The 19,161-nt window shown below is 63.0% G+C and carries 20 protein-coding genes; 2 read left to right on the top strand and 18 right to left on the bottom strand.

Annotation, left to right across the window (positions count from 1 at the left end; translation table 11 throughout):
* Positions 1-34: 34 nt before the first annotated feature.
* From ABYV89_RS05295 to ABYV89_RS05210, 18 genes are all read right to left on the bottom strand, one after another.
* On the bottom strand, positions 35-202 hold the full coding sequence (locus ABYV89_RS05295) for a plasmid mobilization protein (protein WP_432821893.1): 168 nt from the start codon (positions 200-202) through the stop codon (positions 35-37).
* Between the two features lie 357 nt (positions 203-559).
* The gene (gene nhaA, locus ABYV89_RS05290; protein ID WP_432821892.1) at positions 560-1,873 is read right to left on the bottom strand and encodes a Na+/H+ antiporter NhaA; all 1,314 of its coding nucleotides are present in this window, start codon (positions 1,871-1,873) and stop codon (positions 560-562) included.
* Positions 1,874-1,956: 83 nt separating this feature from the next.
* Positions 1,957-2,616, bottom strand: coding sequence for an endonuclease III domain-containing protein (locus ABYV89_RS05285; protein WP_432821891.1), 660 nt, complete (start codon positions 2,614-2,616; stop codon positions 1,957-1,959).
* Positions 2,613-3,713 carry a hypothetical protein gene (locus ABYV89_RS05280; RefSeq protein WP_432821890.1) on the bottom strand — a complete coding sequence of 367 codons (1,101 nt, stop codon included), beginning with the start codon at positions 3,711-3,713 and terminating at the stop codon, positions 2,613-2,615. The genes ABYV89_RS05285 and ABYV89_RS05280 overlap by 4 nt, the downstream gene beginning before the upstream one ends.
* A gap of 43 nt (positions 3,714-3,756) precedes the next feature.
* Positions 3,757-4,500, bottom strand: a complete 744-nt coding sequence (locus tag ABYV89_RS05275; protein WP_432821889.1) for a ComF family protein — start codon at positions 4,498-4,500, stop codon at positions 3,757-3,759.
* Between the two features lie 50 nt (positions 4,501-4,550).
* Entirely contained in the window at positions 4,551-6,074 is a 1,524-nt protein-coding gene (gpmI, locus tag ABYV89_RS05270; protein WP_432821896.1) for a 2,3-bisphosphoglycerate-independent phosphoglycerate mutase, read from the bottom strand.
* Positions 6,075-6,082: 8 nt separating this feature from the next.
* A complete protein-coding gene (locus ABYV89_RS05265; RefSeq protein ID WP_432821888.1) occupies positions 6,083-7,465 on the bottom strand; it encodes a tetratricopeptide repeat protein in 1,383 nt (460 codons plus the stop codon).
* 36 nt (positions 7,466-7,501) lie between these two features.
* Positions 7,502-7,855 (bottom strand): TraR/DksA family transcriptional regulator, encoded by a 354-nt coding sequence (locus ABYV89_RS05260; protein WP_432821887.1) that lies wholly within the window; start codon positions 7,853-7,855, stop codon positions 7,502-7,504.
* Positions 7,856-7,882: 27 nt separating this feature from the next.
* Positions 7,883-8,359 (bottom strand): 23S rRNA (pseudouridine(1915)-N(3))-methyltransferase RlmH, encoded by a 477-nt coding sequence (locus ABYV89_RS05255; RefSeq protein WP_432821886.1) that lies wholly within the window; start codon positions 8,357-8,359, stop codon positions 7,883-7,885.
* The gene (gene rsfS / locus ABYV89_RS05250) at positions 8,356-8,736 is read right to left on the bottom strand and encodes a ribosome silencing factor (RefSeq protein WP_432821885.1); all 381 of its coding nucleotides are present in this window, start codon (positions 8,734-8,736) and stop codon (positions 8,356-8,358) included. The genes ABYV89_RS05255 and rsfS overlap by 4 nt, the downstream gene beginning before the upstream one ends.
* A gap of 5 nt (positions 8,737-8,741) precedes the next feature.
* Positions 8,742-9,398: a nicotinate-nucleotide adenylyltransferase gene (gene nadD / locus ABYV89_RS05245; protein ID WP_432821895.1), complete on the bottom strand. Its 657-nt coding sequence runs from the start codon at positions 9,396-9,398 to the stop codon at positions 8,742-8,744.
* Between the two features lie 66 nt (positions 9,399-9,464).
* Positions 9,465-10,736 (bottom strand): glutamate-5-semialdehyde dehydrogenase, encoded by a 1,272-nt coding sequence (locus ABYV89_RS05240; RefSeq protein ID WP_432821894.1) that lies wholly within the window; start codon positions 10,734-10,736, stop codon positions 9,465-9,467.
* 45 nt (positions 10,737-10,781) lie between these two features.
* A complete protein-coding gene (gene proB / locus ABYV89_RS05235; RefSeq protein ID WP_432821884.1) occupies positions 10,782-11,927 on the bottom strand; it encodes a glutamate 5-kinase in 1,146 nt (381 codons plus the stop codon).
* 81 nt (positions 11,928-12,008) lie between these two features.
* On the bottom strand, positions 12,009-13,049 hold the full coding sequence (obgE, locus tag ABYV89_RS05230) for a GTPase ObgE (RefSeq protein WP_432821883.1): 1,041 nt from the start codon (positions 13,047-13,049) through the stop codon (positions 12,009-12,011).
* Positions 13,050-13,149: 100 nt separating this feature from the next.
* Positions 13,150-13,407, bottom strand: a complete 258-nt coding sequence (rpmA, locus tag ABYV89_RS05225) for a 50S ribosomal protein L27 (protein WP_432821882.1) — start codon at positions 13,405-13,407, stop codon at positions 13,150-13,152.
* Between the two features lie 12 nt (positions 13,408-13,419).
* Positions 13,420-13,728 (bottom strand): 50S ribosomal protein L21, encoded by a 309-nt coding sequence (gene rplU / locus ABYV89_RS05220; RefSeq protein ID WP_432821881.1) that lies wholly within the window; start codon positions 13,726-13,728, stop codon positions 13,420-13,422.
* Between the two features lie 86 nt (positions 13,729-13,814).
* Positions 13,815-15,326 carry an Rne/Rng family ribonuclease gene (locus ABYV89_RS05215; RefSeq protein ID WP_432821880.1) on the bottom strand — a complete coding sequence of 504 codons (1,512 nt, stop codon included), beginning with the start codon at positions 15,324-15,326 and terminating at the stop codon, positions 13,815-13,817.
* A 59-nt stretch (positions 15,327-15,385) separates the two neighbouring features.
* The gene (locus ABYV89_RS05210; RefSeq protein WP_432821879.1) at positions 15,386-17,905 is read right to left on the bottom strand and encodes a TIGR03960 family B12-binding radical SAM protein; all 2,520 of its coding nucleotides are present in this window, start codon (positions 17,903-17,905) and stop codon (positions 15,386-15,388) included.
* A gap of 172 nt (positions 17,906-18,077) precedes the next feature.
* On the opposite strand from ABYV89_RS05210, the gene ABYV89_RS05205 reads away from it, so the two are divergent.
* Together ABYV89_RS05205 and ABYV89_RS05200 are read left to right on the top strand one after the other, a co-directional pair.
* Positions 18,078-18,800, top strand: coding sequence for a PHP domain-containing protein (locus tag ABYV89_RS05205; protein WP_432821878.1), 723 nt, complete (start codon positions 18,078-18,080; stop codon positions 18,798-18,800).
* Between the two features lie 166 nt (positions 18,801-18,966).
* A partial coding sequence (locus tag ABYV89_RS05200; RefSeq protein ID WP_432821877.1) for a carbonic anhydrase occupies positions 18,967-19,161 on the top strand: 195 nt, incomplete at its 3' end.

The raw sequence follows: 19,161 nt of genomic DNA, 5'->3' as shown, positions 1-19,161 counted from the left end.
GCCCTCCTGCCTGCCGACCGGAAAAGGGGGAGGCTCAGGCGCTGGCGCGCAGGTCCTGCTCAAGCAGGAGGATGCTCTGGCGCAGCAGGTCAGAGATGTTGGTGCCGGCTTCATTGGCCAGTTTGCTCAGGGCTTCCATCTCGTTGTCGTTGACGCGGCAGGAGACGATGAATTTCTTCGGATTTCTAACGGTTTTTCCCATGGTTGTGCTCCTTTTTTATAGGTTCAAGTTATTTGGCTTCCGTTTTGGGGTGTGCCATTCCGTTGTGCGTATACATATAGCAAAAGGTTTGCCAGTTTTTGGGTCACTGACTTGAAAAAATATACACCTACATAAAATCAGCTATTTACATCGTTGTTCGGGCGGTTTTTTAAGATTTTGTGGATTTTTGGGGCAGTCGTTCCGGGCGGGATTGTGCCAGGCGAGGGGAGGGAAGTGTGTCATTGTGGCGCACACTTGCGACAGGATGACCATTTTCCGGGGATTCAGGCTGTTTTCGGCGCACCCTTAGGCTTGTGCCAGTGTCGGCACAGGTCGAAGGGTGCGCCGCTGTGCTGCTCAGGTTCTGGAAGAGGTGGCCCGGTACAGCAGGGCGTAGCCGATGCAGCCGGCGAGCAGCGAGGCGGCAAAAATCCCCAGTTTGGCAGCGTCGATCATTTCAGGACGGATGAAAGCGAGGTTGCTGATGAACATCGACATGGTGAAGCCGATGCCGGCCAGGATGCCGATGCCGGTCAGCTCAAGCCAGCTACCGCCGCGGGGGAGCTCGCACAGCTTCAGGCGCACCGCGATCCAGGAAAAGAGCACGATCCCCAGCGGTTTCCCGACCAGCAGGCCGAGCATGACCCCGAGGGTGACGGGATGAGCCAGGGCCGCCGGGATTTCGGACGGCACCAGGTGGATGCCGGCGTTGGCCAGGGCAAAGATCGGCATCACGCCAAAGATGACCCAGGCGTTCATTTCGTGCTCCATGCGCTGCAGGGGGCTCATGGCGTTGTGGCAGACATGCTCGAGGGCGAGCAGGGTGCCGAGTCGCTGTTCGTGGTGAAAGGGGCCCTCGATCCGCTCCATGGCCTTGTAGCGTTCGATCAATTGCGATGACTGGTTGAGAAACGATTCTTCGTCGTGGCGGGCGCGAACCGGAATGGTAAAGCCGATCAGCACCCCGGCGATGGAGGCATGCACCCCCGATTTGAGCAGGCAAACCCAGAGGGCAAAGCCGATCAGGGAATAGAAGTTGGGGTGCTGGATGTCCAGCCGGTTGCCGATGATCAGCAGCAGCAGGAAGCCGGCTGCCCAGGCCAGGGCGGCGGCGGACAGGGGGCCGCTGTAGAATATGGCGATCACCAGGACTGCGCCGAGGTCGTCGGCGATGGCCAGTGCCGTGAGAAATATCGCCATCGAGCGGGAGACCCGGTTGCCCAGCAGGGCGATTACGCCGATGGCGAAAGCGATGTCGGTGGCCATCGGCACGCCCCAGCCGTGGGCTGCCGGGGGCGCCGGGTTGATGGCGTGATAAATCAGGGCGGGGACGAGCATGCCGCCGATGGCCGCGGCAATCGGCAGGGCCGCCTTGCGGGGCGAGGCCAGCTCGCCGGCGAGCAGTTCCCGTTTGAGTTCGAGGCCGACCACGAAGAAAAAGACCGCCATCAGGCCATCGTTGATCCAGTGGTGCAGCGACTGGGTCAACCCCAAGTTGTCGAAGCCGATGCTGAGACTTGTTTCCCAGAAGGCATGGTAGTAGGGCGCCGCCGGCGAGTTCGCCAATATCAGGGCCAGCAGGGTGGCGCCGATCAGAACCAGGCCGCCGGAGGCCTGGCGTTTGAAAAAATCTTCGAAGGGCTGCAGCAGGGCGGAGAGTTTGAACGGCATGGGAAAATCCTGTTTAAGGCTCTAATGATTTAGTGCAGAGCTTCAAGTTTACCTCCTGTCGACCGCATGCCAACAGGAATCCTTCAGTCTTTTTCAAAAGGGCAGAGATCCCGCAGGCAGCAGCCCGGGCAGAGGGGGCGTCGTTTGCGGCAGCGGGTCTTGCAATGCTCGACGATCAGGGCGTGGTACTCGTTGAACAGGTCGCTGTCGGCGGGGAGCCGGGCCATGAAAAATGCGCGGATGCCGGCGTAGGGGGCCCTGGCATCGAGCAGTTGCAGGCGGCCGAACAGGCGCCGGGTGTAGGCGTCGACCACGAAGGAGGGCTGGTCACCGGCATAGAGAAGGATCGCGTCCGCGGTTTCCGGCCCGACCCCCTTGAGGGTGAGCAGTTCCTCGCGGACCTGGGCGAGGGGGCCGGCGAGCATCCGCTGCAGGTCGCCACCGTGGCGGGCGAAGAGGTGCTCGGCAAGGAGCTGCAGCCGCTCGGCCTTTTGCCGGAAAAACCCGGCCGGCCGGATCCATTCTTCGAGTCGCTGCCTGGGGGCCGCCCGCAGTGCGGTCGCGCTCAGGCAGTCGTGCTCGCGCAGGTTGGCCATCGCCTTTTCCACATTGGTCCAGGCGGTGTTCTGGGTGAGGATCGCGCCGATCACCACTTCGAAAGGGGTGTCGGCCGGCCACCAGTGCAGGGGGCCAAGGTGTTCCAGCAGCCGTTCGAACACCTGCTGGACGCTGCCGGCACTCATGCCCTGCCTCCGCCGGCTTGGACGACCAGCTGCGCCAGCCGGTCGGCGATGACCGCATCGCCGTTGCTGGCCAGGGTCTCCTTCGGTTGTGCCTGCTGCAGCAGGGCTTCGAGGGGGGCGCGCCAGGTTCCGCTGCGCAGGTCGCTGTTGCTGATTTCCCTGGCGCGGCCGAAGCGGTGCAGCCCTGCGACCAGCAGGGCCTGTTCGCGGAAATCGCCGCGCCCGGTGTAGAGGCAGGCGGTGCCGTTGGCCAGGCATTCGGAGACGATGCCGTAGCCGGGCTTGCTGATGACCACGTCGGCGGCTTTGACCAGGTCCGGGTAGGCGAAGCGGCCGGACGGGATGGCGCGCAGGTTGGCCGGCGCCCCGGGCAGGCTGTTCTCGGTCAGAAAGACCCAGTCGTCGAGTTGCCCCAGCGCAGCCGGGTCGAACTCCCTGAGGCCGAAGCCGCCAAAGGAGATCAGTCCGACCCGGGCCTCGCTAGAAAGATTGAGCCGGCGACGGATTTCATCCTTCGGCAGGGCGCTGATGCGGGCGACCAGCGGCTGGTCTTCGACGCGAGGGATGTCCGATTTGGCGTCGTGGAAGGGGAGGCGCAGCAGCAGGTCGGCCTGGCGGTAATCTCCGGTCAGCGATTCGAGCACGTCGCCGTACTCCGGGTGGGCTTCGGCCAGTCCCCGGTAGATCCAGTCCCAGGTGAAATTGGAGATTCCGACCGAGAAAATTCCTGCCTCGCGGGCCGCGGCGAAGGCGGCGGCGGGAATGTCGGCGGCCACCAGGCGGATGCCTGAGTTTCGCAGGGATTCGGCTTCAGCGTCGACCAGGCGCTGCCGTTCGGGGAGAAAGCGCCGGTAAGCGATCAGGGTTTCTTCCTCGCGCATGATCAGGCTGTCGTGCTGCAGGACGCCGAAATCGAGGGCCAGCGGGCGGACCGGGACCTTGGGGTCGAGAAAGCCCGAGAAAAACCAGCCCGGAGCGGTCGAAACGACCTCGACGGCGAGGTCGGGGTGGCGATGGCGCAGGGTATTGATGATCTGGCAGGAGCGGCTGGCATGGCCGAGACCGTGGCCGCTGATGTAGTATCGGATGTCGCTCATGAAAGGATAGATAGCACAAGCCGCCGGCGAGGACAAGGGGCCTTCAGTGGTGGCGCTGCGCCCGGCCGATCACAGCGGCGACGATTTCGCCGGCGCCACTGGACTGGAGGGTCCTGGCGCATTCGCGCAGCGTGGCGCCGGTGGTCATGACGTCGTCGATCAGCAGCACGGTTTCTCCCTGCAGCGGGGCGGTCATGGCAAAGGCGCCGCGCAGGTTCTGCTGGCGGACGGACAGGCTCAGACCCTGTTGCGGAGGGGTCGGGCGGTTGCGCACCAGCTGCCGGGGGGCGACCGGCACCCGCCAGCGTTTAGCGAGCTGTCGGGCCAGCAGCAGTGACTGGTTGTAGCCGCGCTGGCGCAGGCGGCCGAGGTGGAGGGGGACGGGGACGATCAGGTCGGGGCGAAAGGGGGTCTCGGCCTGCTCCATCCGCTCGGCGAGGAGGGTGGCGAGCGGGCGGTCGAGCTGGACGGTGCCGCGGTATTTGAATCGGTGCACCGCGTCGCGCAGCAGTCCCTCATAGTTGCCGACGGCTTCGACCTGGCTGAAGGGAGGCGGCTGGCGCAGGCAGGGTTCGCAGAGATGGTCGCTGCCCCCCTCGCTGACAAAGGGGAGGGCGCAGCGTGAACAGCGGGGCGAGGACAGCTCCGGCAGCTGCGCCTGGCAGCTGTGGCACAGTCCGGCCGCCGAAGCGGGCGTCAGTTCGGTGCGGCAGAGGGGGCATGCCTGGGGGAACAGGAGGTCGAGCAGGGCGGCCAGTTCGGCTTTGACGGTGGATAGAAGCGACACGCGGGCCTCAATAAAAAACGCCGGCGCCTTGATCAGGCGCCGGCGCGGGTTCAGCTGGCGAGCAGGGATTTGCCGGTCATTTCGGCGGGTGCCTCCAGCCCCATCAGGTCGAGCAGGGTGGGGGCGATGTCCGCCAGGATCCCTGGTTTCAGGGGGGCCTGCCGGCGTTCGGGGTCGACCAGGATCAACGGCACCGGGTTGGTGGTGTGGGCCGTGTGCGGCTTGCCTTCGGCATCGGCCATCTGTTCGCAGTTGCCGTGGTCGGCGGTGATCAAAAGGCTGCCGCCGGCGGCCAGGACGGCATCGACCACCCGCCCGAGGCAGGTGTCGACGGCCTCCATGGCTTCGATGGCGGCCGGCAAAATGCCGGTGTGGCCGACCATGTCCGGATTGGCGAAGTTGAGGATGATCAGGTCATAGGTGCCGGATGCGATCCGGGCCACCGCTTCGTCGGTGACCGCCACGGCGCTCATGGCCGGTTTCTGGTCGTAGGTGGTCACGTCCTGGGGGGATGGAATCAGGGCGCGGTCCTCGCCGGCAAAAGGCTCTTCGCTGCCGCCGTTGAAGAAAAAGGTGACGTGGGCGTACTTTTCGGTCTCGGCGATGCGCAATTGCCGCAGGCCGGCCCGGGCGACGACTTCGCCAAGGATGTTGCAGTCGGTCGTCGAAGGGTAGGCGACCGGCAGGTCGAAGGTAGCGTCGTACTCGCTCAGGCAGACGTAGTCGGACAGTTGCGGCAGCTTGCTTCGCTGGAAACCGGTGAAGCCGGTGTCGGTCAGGGCGCGGGTGATCTCCCGGGCGCGGTCGGCGCGGAAGTTGAAGAAGATGACGGCATCTCCATCGTCGATGGTGGCTGGCGTGCCGACCACCCGGGGTTCGACGAATTCGTCGGTCTGGCCAAGCCGGTAGGCGCCTTCGATAGCGGCGGCGCTGCTCTTTGCGGCAATGCCGATTCCTTCGGTCATGGCCCGGTAGGCTCGTTCGACGCGGTCCCAGCGGTTGTCGCGGTCCATGGCGTAGAAGCGGCCGCAGACGGTGGCGACCCTGCCGACCCCTATTTTCGCGATTTGTGCTTCCAGCTCCAGCAGGTAGCCGGCGCCGCTTTGCGGCGGGGTATCCCGGCCGTCGAGCAGGGCATGCACGCAGACGTCAGTGAGCCCCTGGCGTTTGGCCAACTCGAGCAGGGCGTAGAGATGGGTGTTGTGAGAATGAACCCCACCGTCGGAGAGGAGTCCCATCAGGTGCAGCTTGCCGCCACTGGCCAAGGCCTTGTCGATAGCGGCGGTCAGGGCCGGATTGGTGAAAAAATCGCCGTCCTCGATGCTTTTGCTGATCTTGGTCAGGTCCTGGTAGACAACGCGGCCGGCGCCGATGTTGAGATGGCCGACTTCCGAGTTGCCCATCTGCCCGCGGGGCAGCCCGACATCCATCCCCGAGGCGCCGATGCGGGTCGACGGGTAATCCCGGAACAGGGCATCGATGCGTGGTTTTTTCGCCTGGCAGACGGCATTGTTGTCGCAACTCTCGTTAATGCCCCAGCCATCGAGTATAACCAGAGCCAGGGGCCGCCTGATGCCAGAATTCATGCGCTGCGTTCTCCGTGGTGAATGGCGCGGGCTTCCACTTCCTGTGCCGGCTGGGGGGCCCGGACCATTTTCTGGCGGCCCTGCAGGACGTACGAGCCCCAGGTGCCGCACTTGGGACAGCGGCTCAACCAGTCGCCCGAAGGGTTTTCGCACGATTCGCAGACAAAGCCGAGGCGCAGCTGCGGGTCGAGTCCGAGGGCCTTCTGGTATTCCCCGATCGCTTCGTCCATGCGTCCGCGGCGACGATGGGCTTCGCCGAGCAGCAGGCGCAGCTGGGGGGCGTCGACGCCGGCGTTTTCAATGGCCCGCAGCTGCTCGAGGGCCTCATCGACCATTTCGAGGCGCAGGTAAACCTTGCCGAAGAAGAGGCAGAACATCAGGTCTTCGCTGCGTTCCTTGCCGACGGAGCGGTAGATGGAGAGGAGGGTGGCCGGGTCTTCGGCCTTCATGTACAGATCTTCAAGGCGGGCCAGAAAGACGCTTTTGCCCATGGCCTTATAGCCTTCGAGCCAGACCTGGGAGGCTTCCTCGGTTTTGCCCTGGGTGCACAGCGCGTCGCCGAGAGTGACCCGGGCCGGGGCGAAGCTTGGCGCGGCCTTGATGACGTCCTTGAGTTCCTTCAGGTCGGCCTTGTTCTGGCCTTTCGATTCCTCGAGGCCCTGGCGGGCCACTTCGTAGCGCAGGTACAGCTGCTTGGTCTGTTCTTCCTGCAGGCGCTTGCTCCCCTGGGAAGCCTTGAGCACCCGCTTCTGCAGGTCGAGGGCTTCTTTCCACAGCCCCTGCTTCACCTGGAGGTCACGCAGACTGCGCAGAGCCTTGCGGTTGGTCCCTTCGATCTCGAGGATCTCTTCGTAGATTTTGACGGCCTCCGGGTTCTGTCCAAGCTCTTCATAGGTGGCGCCCAGCTTGAACAGGACTTCGAGGCTTTTCGACTCTTTTTCCTTCGCCTTGAGCAGAACGGCGATCCCCTTCTCGGCGTCCCCTTCCTGGATGTTGACGCTGGCCATGGCCAGATAGGTTTCCAGTCGGGAGGGGTCGCGCTCAAGGGCCTTCTGCAGCAGGGAGCTGGCCCGCTTGAGGTCGCCGGAAAGGAGTCGGACCATCCCCTCGCGGTAGGTGTTGGTGACTTCCTTTTCCCGCTTTGCCCGGCGACTGCTGCGCACGTTCTTCACCTGGTAGCTGAACAGGTTGTAGGCGTTGGCCAGAACGCCCCCCGCCAGGCCGACGGCAATGCAGGCGATGATCAGGATGGCCGCCGAGGTGGTGAAGCTGTGGTCGGCATACAGGAAGATGGTGACGTCCTGCGGGTTGAGCCCTGAAAAGTAGATGAAGAAGGCTAAAAACAGAATGATCAGCAACAGGCCGGCAAGCAGGGTCATGGCATCCTCCAGGGGGCGAACTGCCCGAAAACGATTCTATTCACCGAATTTTTCGACGTCGGTTTTACATTCTATGCAATATCGGGAAAATGGGCGGACTTCCATCCGGCGCTGGTCAATCTCTTCTTCGCAGCGAACGCAGACGCCATAGACGTCCTGTGCCAGGCGGTCAAGGGCGGCGTCGATGTCGCGGATTTTCTGGCGCTGGGTTTCGCTCAAGTTGAGCAGTACGTCCCGGCTGTAGGTGTTGGCCGACATGTCGCCGATGTCGGGAACGCCATCCTGACCCATTTCGCGGGCGGCGGCAGAGGCGTTCTGAACCTCTTTCATGACTTCACGGCGCATTTTCAGCAGCCGCTCCTTCGCTTGTGCCAGCTGTGCTTCTTCCATTCCGTTCACTCCTGGGGCCCTCACCGATCAACGGTTGTGGTAGGGTTCGTTGCGTATGATGGTGAATCCCCGGTAAAGCTGTTCCAGAAAAAAAAGTCGAGCCATCTGGTGAGTGAAGGTCATGGCCGACAGGGACAGGATCAGTCCCCCCCGTTGTCTGACCTTGTCACTCAGTCCGTATGCCCCCCCTATGACCGCTACCAGCTCCGATGTCCCCTGAACCATGTGCCGACCGAGCAGATCGGCCAGGCCCTCAGAGGTCAGCCCGATCCCCCGCTCGTCGAGGACGACGACAAAGGCTTCGGGCGGTATTTTGGCGAGGATCTTCTCCCCTTCGAGCTCCCGGATGACCCGGGGGTCGGCTTTCTTGCCGCCGGCCTTTTCCTCCTTGAGTTCGAGGCAGGAAAAGGGGAGGTAGCGTTTCAGCCGGCTGCTGTATTCGTCGGCCCCCTCGCGTAGAAACGGTTCGGAGAGTTTGCCGACGCAGATCAGCTTGAGTTTCACTGGGCCGAGGACTTCCGCTCCCAGTGGTATTCGTCGGGAACGGTGATTTCAGCCGCTTCGTTCCAGAGCCCGTCGAGATCGTAGAAGTCGCGGATCGGCTCCTGGAAGATGTGGACCATGACATCACCGTAGTCGAGCAGGATCCAGCGCCCTTCGTTCATCCCCTCGACCGCCAGCGGCGAGGTTTCATGGTCTTTCTTCAGTCCTAGCCGAATCGATTCGGCGACCGCCTGGACCTGGCGGTCGGAGCGGCCGGTGGCAATCAGCAGGTAGTCGGTCAACGATGAGAGTCCTTTGACTTCGAGAAGGCGGACGTTATAGGCCTTTTTTTCAAGGGCGTAGGCGGCGCAGAGAATAGCCCGATCTTTAGACTGCAAAGTGGTTAAAACCTTTCTTTGTCACGGTACAGGCCGTGGCGTTCGATATAGCTGCAAACAGCAGCGGTGGCCAGGTAGCGCGGCGAGCGCCCCTCGCCGACCAGCTGGCGGATGCGGGTGGAGGAGATGTCGAGGAACGTTTCCTCGACAAAAATCACAGAAGTTCCGCTGTGGTGGCGCAGGGTTTTAGAGGCGCAATTATAACAGAACTCTTTCATGTCCGCAATGGGAAGCAGGCTCTTCGGATCGGCCACGACGACCCCCGGCCTCGCCGCCACCACGATGTTGCAAAGTTCGAACAGCCGCCGGTAGTCCTTCCAGGATTCGAGGTCGCGGAAGGAGTCCATGCCGATGATGAAATAGAACTCGTCGCCGGGGCGTTCGCGGTGCAGGGCTTCGAGGGTGTCGACCGAATAACTCTTGCCCGCGCGCCGGTTTTCGATGTCGGAGACGGCGAAAAAGGGATTTGTCGCGATGGCGGCTTCGACCATCGTCAGGCGATGGGCAAAGGGGACGTCCTCAGGCACCGCCTTGTGGGGCGGCACGGCGGCCGGGATGAACAGGACCTGGTCGAGGGCGCAGGCCTCCCGGACTTCCTCGGCGATGCGGAGGTGAGCCAGGTGGATCGGATTGAAGGTGCCGCCGAGGATGCCGAGTTTCATAAGCCGTGAGGGGTGAAGGGTGAGGTGTGGGGGGTGAGAAGGCATTTCGCCTCACACCTCACTGATTCATTGTCTTATCTGCCCGTCGCCCAGGACGATGAACTTGCGGGTGGTCAGGTCTTCCAGGCCCATCGGGCCGAAGGAATGCAGCTTGGTGGTCGAGATGCCGATTTCGGCGCCGAGGCCGAGCTGGTTGCCGTCGGAGAAGCGGGTGGAGGCGTTGACCATCACCACGCTCGAGTTGATCTCCCGCAGAAACCGCTGGGCGTTAGCGTAGTCGCTGGTGATGATGGTTTCGGTATGCAGCGAGCCGTAGCGGTTGATGTGGTCACTGGCATCGCTCTGGTTGTCGACCACCTTGACCGCCAGGATCAGGTCGAGATACTCGGCGCCCCAGTCCTCTTCGCTGGCCGGCTTGACCTCGGGGGCAAACTCCCGGGTCACTTCGCAGCCGCGGATTTCAACGCCGGCCTGGCGCATGGCGAGGACGATTCGGGGAACGAAGATCTCCGCCACATCCTTGTGGATCAGCAGGGTTTCCAGGGCGTTGCAGACCCCGGGACGCTGCACCTTGGCGTTGAGGCAGATGCGTTCGGCCATCTCGAAGTCGGCGCTGGCGTCGACAAAAGCGTGGCAGACCCCCTTGTAGTGCTTGATAACCGGAATGCGGGAATTTTCGCTGACGAAGCGGATCAGCCCTTCGCCGCCGCGGGGGATGATCAGGTCGATTTCGTCTTCGAGCTTGAGCAGTTCGAGCACGGCGCCGCGGTCGGTGGTGGCGACCACCTGCAGGGCGGCCGCCGGCAGGCCCATCTGGGCCAGGGTCTGTTTGAGAACCTTGCCGATCGCCGAGTTGGAGTGGATCGCCTCCGAACCGCCGCGCAAAACCACGGCGTTGCCGCTCTTGAGGCAGAGCCCGGCGGCATCGGCGGTGACGTTGGGGCGCGACTCGTAGACGATGCCGATGACCCCGAGAGGGATGCGCATGCGGCCGACCTGGATGCCGTTGGGCCGCCGCCACATGCCGGTGACTTCACCGACCGGGTCAGGCAGGGCGGCGACTTCCCGCAGGCCATCGGCCATCGACTTTATGCGGTCCTCGTTGAGCACCAACCGGTCGATCATGGCCGGGGCCAGCCCCCGCTCGCGGGCCGCAGCCAGGTCGAGCTCGTTGGCTTCGATCAGCGCAGGCGTATGTTGTTCCAAGGCTGCGGCCATGCGCAGCAGCAGGTCGTTCTTGACGGCGGAAGAGAGGTTGGCCATGACGCGGCCGGCCTGTTTGGCTTCCCGGGCCAGGGTCAGCATCTCGTTGCGTATGCTCATCGCGGTCTCCTCGATGGTGGCGCGGGCGGTAGCCCGCAGCCGGTCTTTGGGGCGGATGGATTATTCCGGGTCGGTTTCCCGGGCGCGGTTCTTCAGCACCAGGTTGTCCCGGTGGACGATTTCGTCACCATATTTATAACCGAGAATCCCCTCGATTTCAGAGGATTTCTTGCCCATGATGCGGAGCAGTTCGGGCAGGGAGTAGTTGATCACCCCCTTGGCGAACTCTTCGCCGTTGAGCGCGCAAAGGCGCACGGCGTCGCCCCGGTCGAACCCGCCGTCGACGCCGCGGATGCCGGAGGGGAGCAGGCTTTTGCCTTTTTCGGTGAGGGCGGTCACCGCGCCGTCATCGATGAGCAGCTTTCCGCGCGGTTTCTTGGTGAAGGCGATCCAGTGTTTTTTGGCCGCCATCCGGTTGCGGGCCGGCAGGAAGTAGGTGCCCAGTTCCTCGCCGTCGAGCAGGCGGGGGAGCAGGCCGGGTTTGCGGCCGTTGATGATGACGGTGCCGACGCCGTACAGCGAGGCCCGCTTGGCGGCTTTGATCTTGGTCGCCATGCCGCCGGTGCCGAGGTCGCTGCTGCTGCCGCCGGCTACCGCCTCGATTTCCTCGGAAATCCGCGCCACCTCGTGGATCAGGCTGGCCTCGGGGTTGTCCCGGGGGTCGTGGTCGTAGAGGCCGTCGACGTCCGAGAGGATGATCAGCAGGTTGGCCTCGAGCAGGTTGGTGACCATGGCCGACAGGTTGTCGTTGTCGCCGAAGCGTATTTCATCGACCACCACCGTGTCGTTTTCGTTGATGATCGGGATGATCCCGTAGTCGAGCAGGGTCATCAGGGTGTTGCGGGCGTTCAGGTAGCGGCGGCGGTTGGCCAAGTCGTCGCGGGTCAGCAGCACCTGGGCGACCTTGCGGCCGTGGGTATGAAAGGCTTCTTCGTAGATGCTGATCAGCCGGCTCTGGCCGATGGCGGCGGCCGCCTGCTTCAGCGGGATGGTGCGCGGGCGGCCGACGATGCCGAGATCGCCCTTGCCGGCGGCGACTGCGCCGGAGGAGACCAGTACGACCTCGTAGCCCCGCTCGAGCAGGCTTTCGACGTCCCGGGTCAACTGGGTGATGGCGTTCGTGTCGAGTCCGTCGCTGCCGGAGATGACACCGCTGCCGATCTTGACCACGATCCGTTTTACATGGGAGAGAAGATTGTTTCGCATGGACAGAGCAATCTGCTGGTAGCTGAGGTTGTGGATTTCCCGGAAAAGCCGGGCAATCTTACCCTCGGGCCGAAGCCGATGTCAAGGCAGCACCGTTGGGGGTTCCGATTCCGGCCCCTGGCGCAGGCGCTCCAGTTCGAGGCCGACGGCTTCGACCAGCGGCCGGGTCCCTTCGCCGGTGACCGCGGAGATGCAGAAGACCCGGTAGCCGCGCTGCTCGAAGTAGGGGATCAGTTCCTGCTGCTGCTCACGGACCTCGGTGATGTCCTGCTTGGTCAGCACCACGAACTGGGGCTTGTCCAGCAGTTGCGGATCGTGCTGCAGCAGTTCGCGGTTGATGGTCTCAAAGTTTTCAACCGGATCGCCCTCTTGCATCGACGAGGCGTCAACCAGGTGCAGAAAGAGGTCGGTGCGTTCGATGTGGCGTAAAAAGCGGGTGCCGAGTCCGTGTCCTTCGCTGGCTCCCGCGATCAGGCCGGGGATGTCGGCCATAACGAAGGACTTGTAGCCGCCGTAGGAGACCACGCCGAGGTTGGGGATCAAGGTGGTGAAGGGATAGTCGGCGATCTTCGGCTTGGCGGCTGAAACCGCCGAGATCAGCGTCGACTTGCCGGCGTTGGGCATGCCGACCAGGCCGATGTCGGCGAGCAGCTTGAGCTGCAGGCGCAGGGTCTTTTCCTCGCCCGGCATGCCGGGCTGGGTGTGCCGGGGCGCCCGGTTGGTGCTGGTGGCGAAGCGGGCGTTGCCGCGGCCGCCCATGCCCCCCTTGAGCAGTTTGATCTCCTGGTCCGCTTTGGTCAGGTCGGCCAGCAGTTCGCCGGTCTCGTCGTCGTAGACCAGGGTGCCGGGGGGGACGCTGATGTGCAGGTCTTCCCCGCCCTTGCCGTGGCGATTCGCGCCCATGCCGTGCATGCCCCGCTCGGCCTTGTAGTGGACCTTGTAGCGAAAGTCGAGCAGGGTCGACAGGCCGCTGTCGACGCGGAACCAGACGCTGCCGCCGTTGCCGCCGTCGCCGCCGTCCGGTCCGCCCAAGGGGATGAATTTCTCGCGGCGGAAGGAGAGGCAGCCGCGTCCGCCGTCGCCGGCCTTGATGTGGATTTTTACTTCGTCTACGAATTTCATGGTCGTACTGCCTGGCCGTAGCCGGTGATAAGAAAAAAAGCCCGAAGTTCTTTAGGCGAACCTCGGGCTTCTAGTTTTCGGCGTTTCCGCCGGCGGGTCGTTACTCAGCAGTGTAGACGCTGATTTTCTGGCGCAGCTTGTCCTTGCGCTCGAATTTGACCACGCCGTCGATCAGCGCGTACAGGGTGTAGTCCTTGCCGCAGCCGACGTTATTGCCAGGATGGAAGGTGGTGCCGCGCTGGCGGACCAGAATCGATCCCGCGGTAACCTGCTGTCCACCGAACCGCTTTACACCGAGCCGTTTGCCGGCGCTGTCGCGGCCGTTTCTGGAGCTGCCGACGCCCTTTTTGTGTGCCATGGGTAAGCCTCCTTAAGCCTCGATGCCTGTGATTTTCAGGCGGGTGATCGGTTGACGGTGTCCATACATCTTACGCTGGGTCTTGCGCCGCTTGGAGTGGAAGACCAGGATTTTCTTGTCCTTGCCTTGCTCGACAATTTGCGCTTTAACCTTCGCGCCGGGCAATAGAGGTGTTCCGATTTTAACCTCTTCTCCGCCGACCATGAGGACCTCGCTCAGCTCGATGGTTGCGCCCACCTCGCCTTCGATTTTCTCGACCTTTAACAGGTCTCCTTCGGAAACTTTGTACTGTTTTCCTCCGGTCTTGATTACCGCGTACATACAATTCACCTCACTCTCGTTTTTATCGTCTTAAAAAGACAAAGACGAACTATATTCACAGCCGCTTTGGCTGTCAAGGGAAAATTCTACTCCATGACGATTTCAAACTGCTCCAGGTGGAAGCCGGGGCGGGCGGTGATGGCGATCTGCTTTTCGAAGCGCCGCTCCAGTTCCTCGATGCCGGCCCGCTCCTCGTCGTAGAGGATGGCGGCGATATCGGGGTGCACCTGCAGGTTGAGCCGATGGCCGGGGAGGTCGTGGAACTCACGGCGCAGTTCGCGGAAAATCTCGTACACCGTGGTGGTGCGGCTCTTGACGTAGCCCTTGCCTTCACAGTAGGGGCAGGCTTCGCAGAGGGTGCGGCCGATGCTTTCGCGCACCCGCTTGCGGGTCATCTCGGCCAGGCCGAGTTCGGAAATCTTCAGGATGTTGGTCTTGGCCTTGTCGCTCTTGAGGGCTTCCTCGAGGGCCGAGTGGACCTTCTCGCGGTGAGCTTCCTTCTCCATATCGATGAAGTCGATGATGATCAGTCCGCCGATGTTGCGCAGGCGCAGCTGGAAGGCGATTTCCTTGACCGCCTCGAGGTTGGTCTTGAGGATGGTGTCTTCCAGGTTGTGCTTGCCGACGAAACGGCCGGTGTTGACGTCAACGGCGGCCAGCGCCTCGGTCTGCTCGATGATGATGTGGCCGCCGCTCTTGAGCCAGACCTTGCGCCCGAGGGCGCGGGCGATTTCGACCTCGAGGCCGAAGGCGTCGAAGATCGGCTCGGGGTCCTCGAACAGCTCGATGACGTACTGAAGCTTGGGCATGAAGGTGCCGAGAAAGCGGACGATCTTGTTGTACTCGATCTGCGAGTCGACCACGATGCGGTTGACATCCTCGGTGAGGATGTCGCGCAGCACCTTGCTGGTCACGTCGAGGTCCGAGTGGATCAGGCAGGTGGCGCGCCGCTCCTCGCGGCGCCGGGCCAGTTCTTTCCAGAGCCCGACCAGGAAATGCATGTCGGCCCGCAGATCCTCCTCGCTCTTTCCTTCGGCGGCGGTCCGCACGATGAAACCGGTACCTAAGGGGCGGATCTCCTCGACGATCTGCCGCAGGCGATCTTTTTCCTCCTCATTCTCGATCCGGCGCGAAATGCCGATGTGGTCGACGGTCGGCATGTAGACCAGGTGTCGGCCGGGCAGGGAGATGTGCGAGGTGATGCGGGCGCCCTTGGTGCCGAGGGGTTCTTTCGCCACCTGGACCAGGATCTCCTGCCCTTCCTGCAGCAGATCCTCGATCGGCGGCAGCGGCGGCCGTTCCGGCTTGCCGTCGTCCTCCGGCTTGGCGTGGGTGCTGCCCCCCTCGATGAACTGTTCGACCGCCTCCATTTCTTCAATCACGTCGGCGACGTAGAGAAAGGCCGCTTTTTCCAGGCCGATATCGACAAAGGCCGCCTGCATGCCGGGAAGCACGCGAATTACTTTGCCCAGGTAGATGTTGCCGACAATACCACGCTCCCTACTGCGCTCGATGTAGAGCTCGGCGATGTGGCCGTTTTCGATCAGGGCCACTCGCGTTTCGTGGGAGGTGGTGTTGATGACCAGTTCCTTGGTCATGGTACCTCCGTTAATCTGAAAATGAGAAAACTATATAAGGGTCAAACTGTAATTCGTAGTCAGGCGGTCTCGGCAGGAGCGGAGAAGGTCACCCCGATCTTGCGGATCGCCAGTTGTCGCACTTCGTTCTGCGACAGCCCGAGCAGGTGGCCGGCCAGCAGGGTCGGGCTCCCTTTGCTCAGGGTCATGGACAGCCCGGCGTCGTCAAGTTCCAGCGCCGTCACCCCCGGGCGCAGATCGACTTCGATCGTGCGGCCGTCCCCCTTGTCGCGGGTGGTTGTCACCGTTTCGGCGGCGAGGAAGGCGGCGACGCGGTTGGCCAGGTCGGCCGGCGGCGTTTCCGGCAGCTGCAACCGGTAGACCGATTCCATAATGCTAACAGAGGGGGCCGGCGTTTTCCAGTCCACTGCGGCCCCTTCGAGAACCCTGAACCCCTCCGGCAGCTGCCGGTTGAGCGCGGTCACCGCCTCTTCGGCCGATACCGGTCGAAACAGTTCGAGATCGATGATCTCGGCGTCGCTTTCGACCCCGGTCGGCAGGGCGTCGGGAAAGGAGATGCGCGGCGCCGGGTGAAAACCCTGGGAAAAGCGCAGCGGCAGACCGGCCCGGCGTACGGCGCGCTGGACCAGGGTCATGAATTCGAGGTGAGCGACCATGCGCGCCCGGCCTTCCTTGCGCAGGCGCAGGCGAACCTTGTGGCGCGCTTCGTTGTCCGGGGTAAACTGCTCCCGGGCCGGTCCCCGCGGGGGGAGTTCGGCGTCGTCGATCAGGCGCATGCGCAGCGCGTCGAAATCGCAGACGCCGCAGCCGCTGCAGTCGCCGCCGCGGCAGTCGGGGGTGTAGTCGCCTGTGAGGGCGCGCTGGCGTTCGGCGCTGAAAAATGCCTTGGGGATGCCGCAGTCGATGTGGTCCCAGGGGAGCACCTCCTGCTCGTCCCGGGCACGCAGGTACCAGGCCGGGTCGAGGCCGCAGGCGGCGAAGGCCTCCATCCAGTTTTCGAAGCTGAAGTGCTCGTGCCAGCCGTCGAAGCGGCAGCCGAGGTCGACCGCCTTCTCCAGTACGGCGCCGAGGCGGCGGTCGCCGCGGGCGAAGACCCCCTCCATGAAGGAAAGTTTGGCCTCGTGCCATTTCAGCCGCAGCTTTTTCCGGCGCAGCCCGTCGCGCAGCAGGTTCTGTTTGCGCAGGGTCTCGTCAATGCCGATCTGCGCTTCCCATTGAAAGGGGGTGTGAGCCTTGGGCACGAAGGTCGATACCGAGACGTTGACGTCGTTGCCGCCTTCGGTCCCCTTGCCGCTGCGCTTGACCTTGGCCGCCAGTTCGATGATGGCCTCGAGATCCTCGTCGGTTTCCGTCGGCAGCCCCATCATGAAGTAGAGCTTGATCACCCGCCAGCCGAGGGTGAAGGCGGTGTGGGTGGTCGCCAGCAGGTCTTCTTCGGTGATCCCCTTGTTGATGACTTGGCGCAGGCGGTCGGTTCCCGCCTCCGGGGCGAGGGTGAAGCCGGTTTTGCGGACTTTCTTGATCTCTTCCATCAGCCCTTCGGTCAGTGAGCCGACCCGCAGGCTGGGGAAGGAGATGGCCACCTTGTCGTCGGCGTAGCGCTCCATCAGCCCCTTGAGCAGCGGCTCGATGCAGGTGAAGTCGCCGGTCGAGAGGGAGAGTAGCGAGACCTCTTCGTAGCCCGAGTTGTTCAGGGACTCTTCGATGATCGAGGCGATCCAGGCGGGGCTGCGCTCGCGCACCGGCCGATAGATGTAGCCGGCCTGGCAGAAGCGGCAGCCGCGGGTGCAGCCGCGGGCGATTTCCACCGCCACCCGGTCGTGAACGGTGTTCATGAAAGGGATGATCGGGGCCGTCGGGTAGGGGGCGCTGTCGAGGTCGGCCAGGAAGCGCCGGCGGACTTTACGGTAGCCGTCCTGTAAGGGGCGGATCGCCGCCAGGCGGCCGTCCTCCTGGTAGTCGACGGCGAACAGGGCCGGGACGTAGACCCCTTCGATGGCCGCCAGGCGCACCAGAAGCTGTTGGCGGCTTTCGCCCTTGCTTTTGGCCGCACGCACGGCTTGGGCCACTTCGGCCACCGCCTCCTCGCCGTCGCCGATCACCGCGCAGTCGAAGAAGTCGGCCAGCGGTTCCGGGTTGAAGGCGCAGGGGCCGCCAACCATGATCAGCGGATGCTCTTCGCCGCGCCGGTCGCGGCGGCGGGGGATGCCGGACAAATCGAGCATGCCGAGGATGTTGCTGTACGACAGTTCGTACTGCAGGGTGAAGCCGATGATGTCGAACTGGCCCAGCGGCCGCTTCGATTCGAGCGAGTCCAGCGGGGTTGCGGTTGCGCGCAGATGTTCCTGCATGTCCGGCCAGGGGGCGTAGACCCTTTCGGCGGCCACCCAGTCGAGGCGGTTTAAGGCATGGTAGAGGATGGCAAAGCCGAGGTGGCTCATCCCCACTTCGTAGACATCGGGGAAGGCCAGGGCGAGGGTCACCTCAACCGATTGCGGATCTTTATGGATGCTCCCCAGTTCGCCGCCGAGATAACGGGACGGCCGGCTGAGCTGGGGAAGAACGTCTTTGGTCTGCATGGATTCCTGTTCGGGTACGGGTTTTAAACAAGAGTACTAAGTTATCACGGACCGCCCCGGCTCACAAGACCTTTGCGTTTTTCTTGTCGTCGCCCCTAGTTCTTAATGTGGTATTGTGTTATGTATACGGTACGCAGGTGCCAGATCAGCCGTTCGACGAAAGGGAAGTGGTATGTTGTATCCGTCCAATCCGCAAGCCGACCTGCATGTGCATACCGTTGCCTCGGGGCATGCCTACAGCACGATTGGCGAAATTGCCCAGGAAGCCGCGCGCAAAGGGGTGAGAATGGTAGGGATGACCGATCACGGTCCCGGTTTGCCCGGCGGCCCCCATCCCTATCACTTTGCCGCCCTGCGCTTCGTGCCCGAGTATCTGTATGGGGTGCGCGTGCTGCGCGGTATCGAGGCCAACATTCTCGGTATCGGTCAACTCGATCTTGACGATGGACTGCTCGAGCGGCTCGATTTGGTGATGGCCGGGTTTCATGAGGAGTGCGGCTTCGATGAGCGTGGTCGCGACGAGAACACCCGGGCGCTGCTGGCCCTGATGGAGAAACCCAAAGTCAAGGTGATTGCCCACCCGGGCAACCCCAACTTCCCCCTCGATTACCGGGCCGTGGTGGAAAAGAGCCTGGCCACCGGCACTGCCCTGGAGATCAATAACTCTTCCTTTTGCATCAGTCGTAGAGGCAGCGCCGGCAACTGCCGGGAGATCATCCGCCTCTGTGCCGAGCTGGGCGCACCGGTGACGCTTGGCAGTGATGCTCATATCGCCCAGGGGGTGGGGGAATTCGATGATGCCCTGCTGGAAGTGGCTGCTGCCGGTATCCGCTGGGAGCAGGTCGTCAATCGCACCTTCGAATCCGCCCTGGCGTTTCTCGGCCTGTCCGGCTGACCCTGTCGCCCGATTCCGCTTGACAGCCTTTCCCTTTGTCACTATTTTCATCGTTCAGCTAGATTAAAATAATGTTCTGATTTGTTCTGCCTGGCGGGTCGTTGCCGGCGGGGTTATACTTTGAATAAAGTTGCGAGATTGAGGCTGTGCTGAAAGGGCGACGGGGATGGAGAAGCTGTTCAAGGGGTACATGAAGTTCAGGGAAGCGGATTTCGAGAGTCACCGCGAGTTGTTCAAGGAGCTTGGCCGCAAGCAGAAGCCCCACACCCTGTTCATCGGCTGCTCCGACTCCCGGGTGGTGCCCAACATGATCACCCAGACGGACCCCGGCGAGCTGTTTATCGTCCGCAACGTCGCCAAT

The sequence above is a fragment of the Trichloromonas sp. genome (assembly GCF_041583255.1).
GTDB lineage: Bacteria > Desulfobacterota > Desulfuromonadia > Desulfuromonadales > Trichloromonadaceae > Trichloromonas.
Note: the sequence above shows the minus strand (reverse complement) of the source record. Positions and strands in the feature narration are given on the sequence as shown.

Coding starts and splice junctions, on each gene's coding strand:
- ABYV89_RS05295 (WP_432821893.1), bottom strand. CDS start 202: ATGGGAAAAACCGTTAGAAATCCGAAGAAATTCATCGTCTCCTGCCGC.
- nhaA (WP_432821892.1), bottom strand. CDS start 1,873: ATGCCGTTCAAACTCTCCGCCCTGCTGCAGCCCTTCGAAGATTTTTTC.
- ABYV89_RS05285 (WP_432821891.1), bottom strand. CDS start 2,616: ATGAGTGCCGGCAGCGTCCAGCAGGTGTTCGAACGGCTGCTGGAACAC.
- ABYV89_RS05280 (WP_432821890.1), bottom strand. CDS start 3,713: ATGAGCGACATCCGATACTACATCAGCGGCCACGGTCTCGGCCATGCC.
- ABYV89_RS05265 (WP_432821888.1), bottom strand. CDS start 7,465: ATGACCCTGCTTGCCGGCCTGTTGCTGATCATTCTGTTTTTAGCCTTC.
- ABYV89_RS05260 (WP_432821887.1), bottom strand. CDS start 7,855: ATGGAAGAAGCACAGCTGGCACAAGCGAAGGAGCGGCTGCTGAAAATG.
- nadD (WP_432821895.1), bottom strand. CDS start 9,398: ATGAAACTCGGCATCCTCGGCGGCACCTTCAATCCGATCCACCTGGCT.
- proB (WP_432821884.1), bottom strand. CDS start 11,927: ATGCGAAACAATCTTCTCTCCCATGTAAAACGGATCGTGGTCAAGATC.
- obgE (WP_432821883.1), bottom strand. CDS start 13,049: ATGAAATTCGTAGACGAAGTAAAAATCCACATCAAGGCCGGCGACGGC.
- rpmA (WP_432821882.1), bottom strand. CDS start 13,407: ATGGCACACAAAAAGGGCGTCGGCAGCTCCAGAAACGGCCGCGACAGC.
- rplU (WP_432821881.1), bottom strand. CDS start 13,728: ATGTACGCGGTAATCAAGACCGGAGGAAAACAGTACAAAGTTTCCGAA.
- ABYV89_RS05215 (WP_432821880.1), bottom strand. CDS start 15,326: ATGACCAAGGAACTGGTCATCAACACCACCTCCCACGAAACGCGAGTG.
- ABYV89_RS05210 (WP_432821879.1), bottom strand. CDS start 17,905: ATGCAGACCAAAGACGTTCTTCCCCAGCTCAGCCGGCCGTCCCGTTAT.
- ABYV89_RS05205 (WP_432821878.1), top strand. CDS start 18,078: ATGTTGTATCCGTCCAATCCGCAAGCCGACCTGCATGTGCATACCGTT.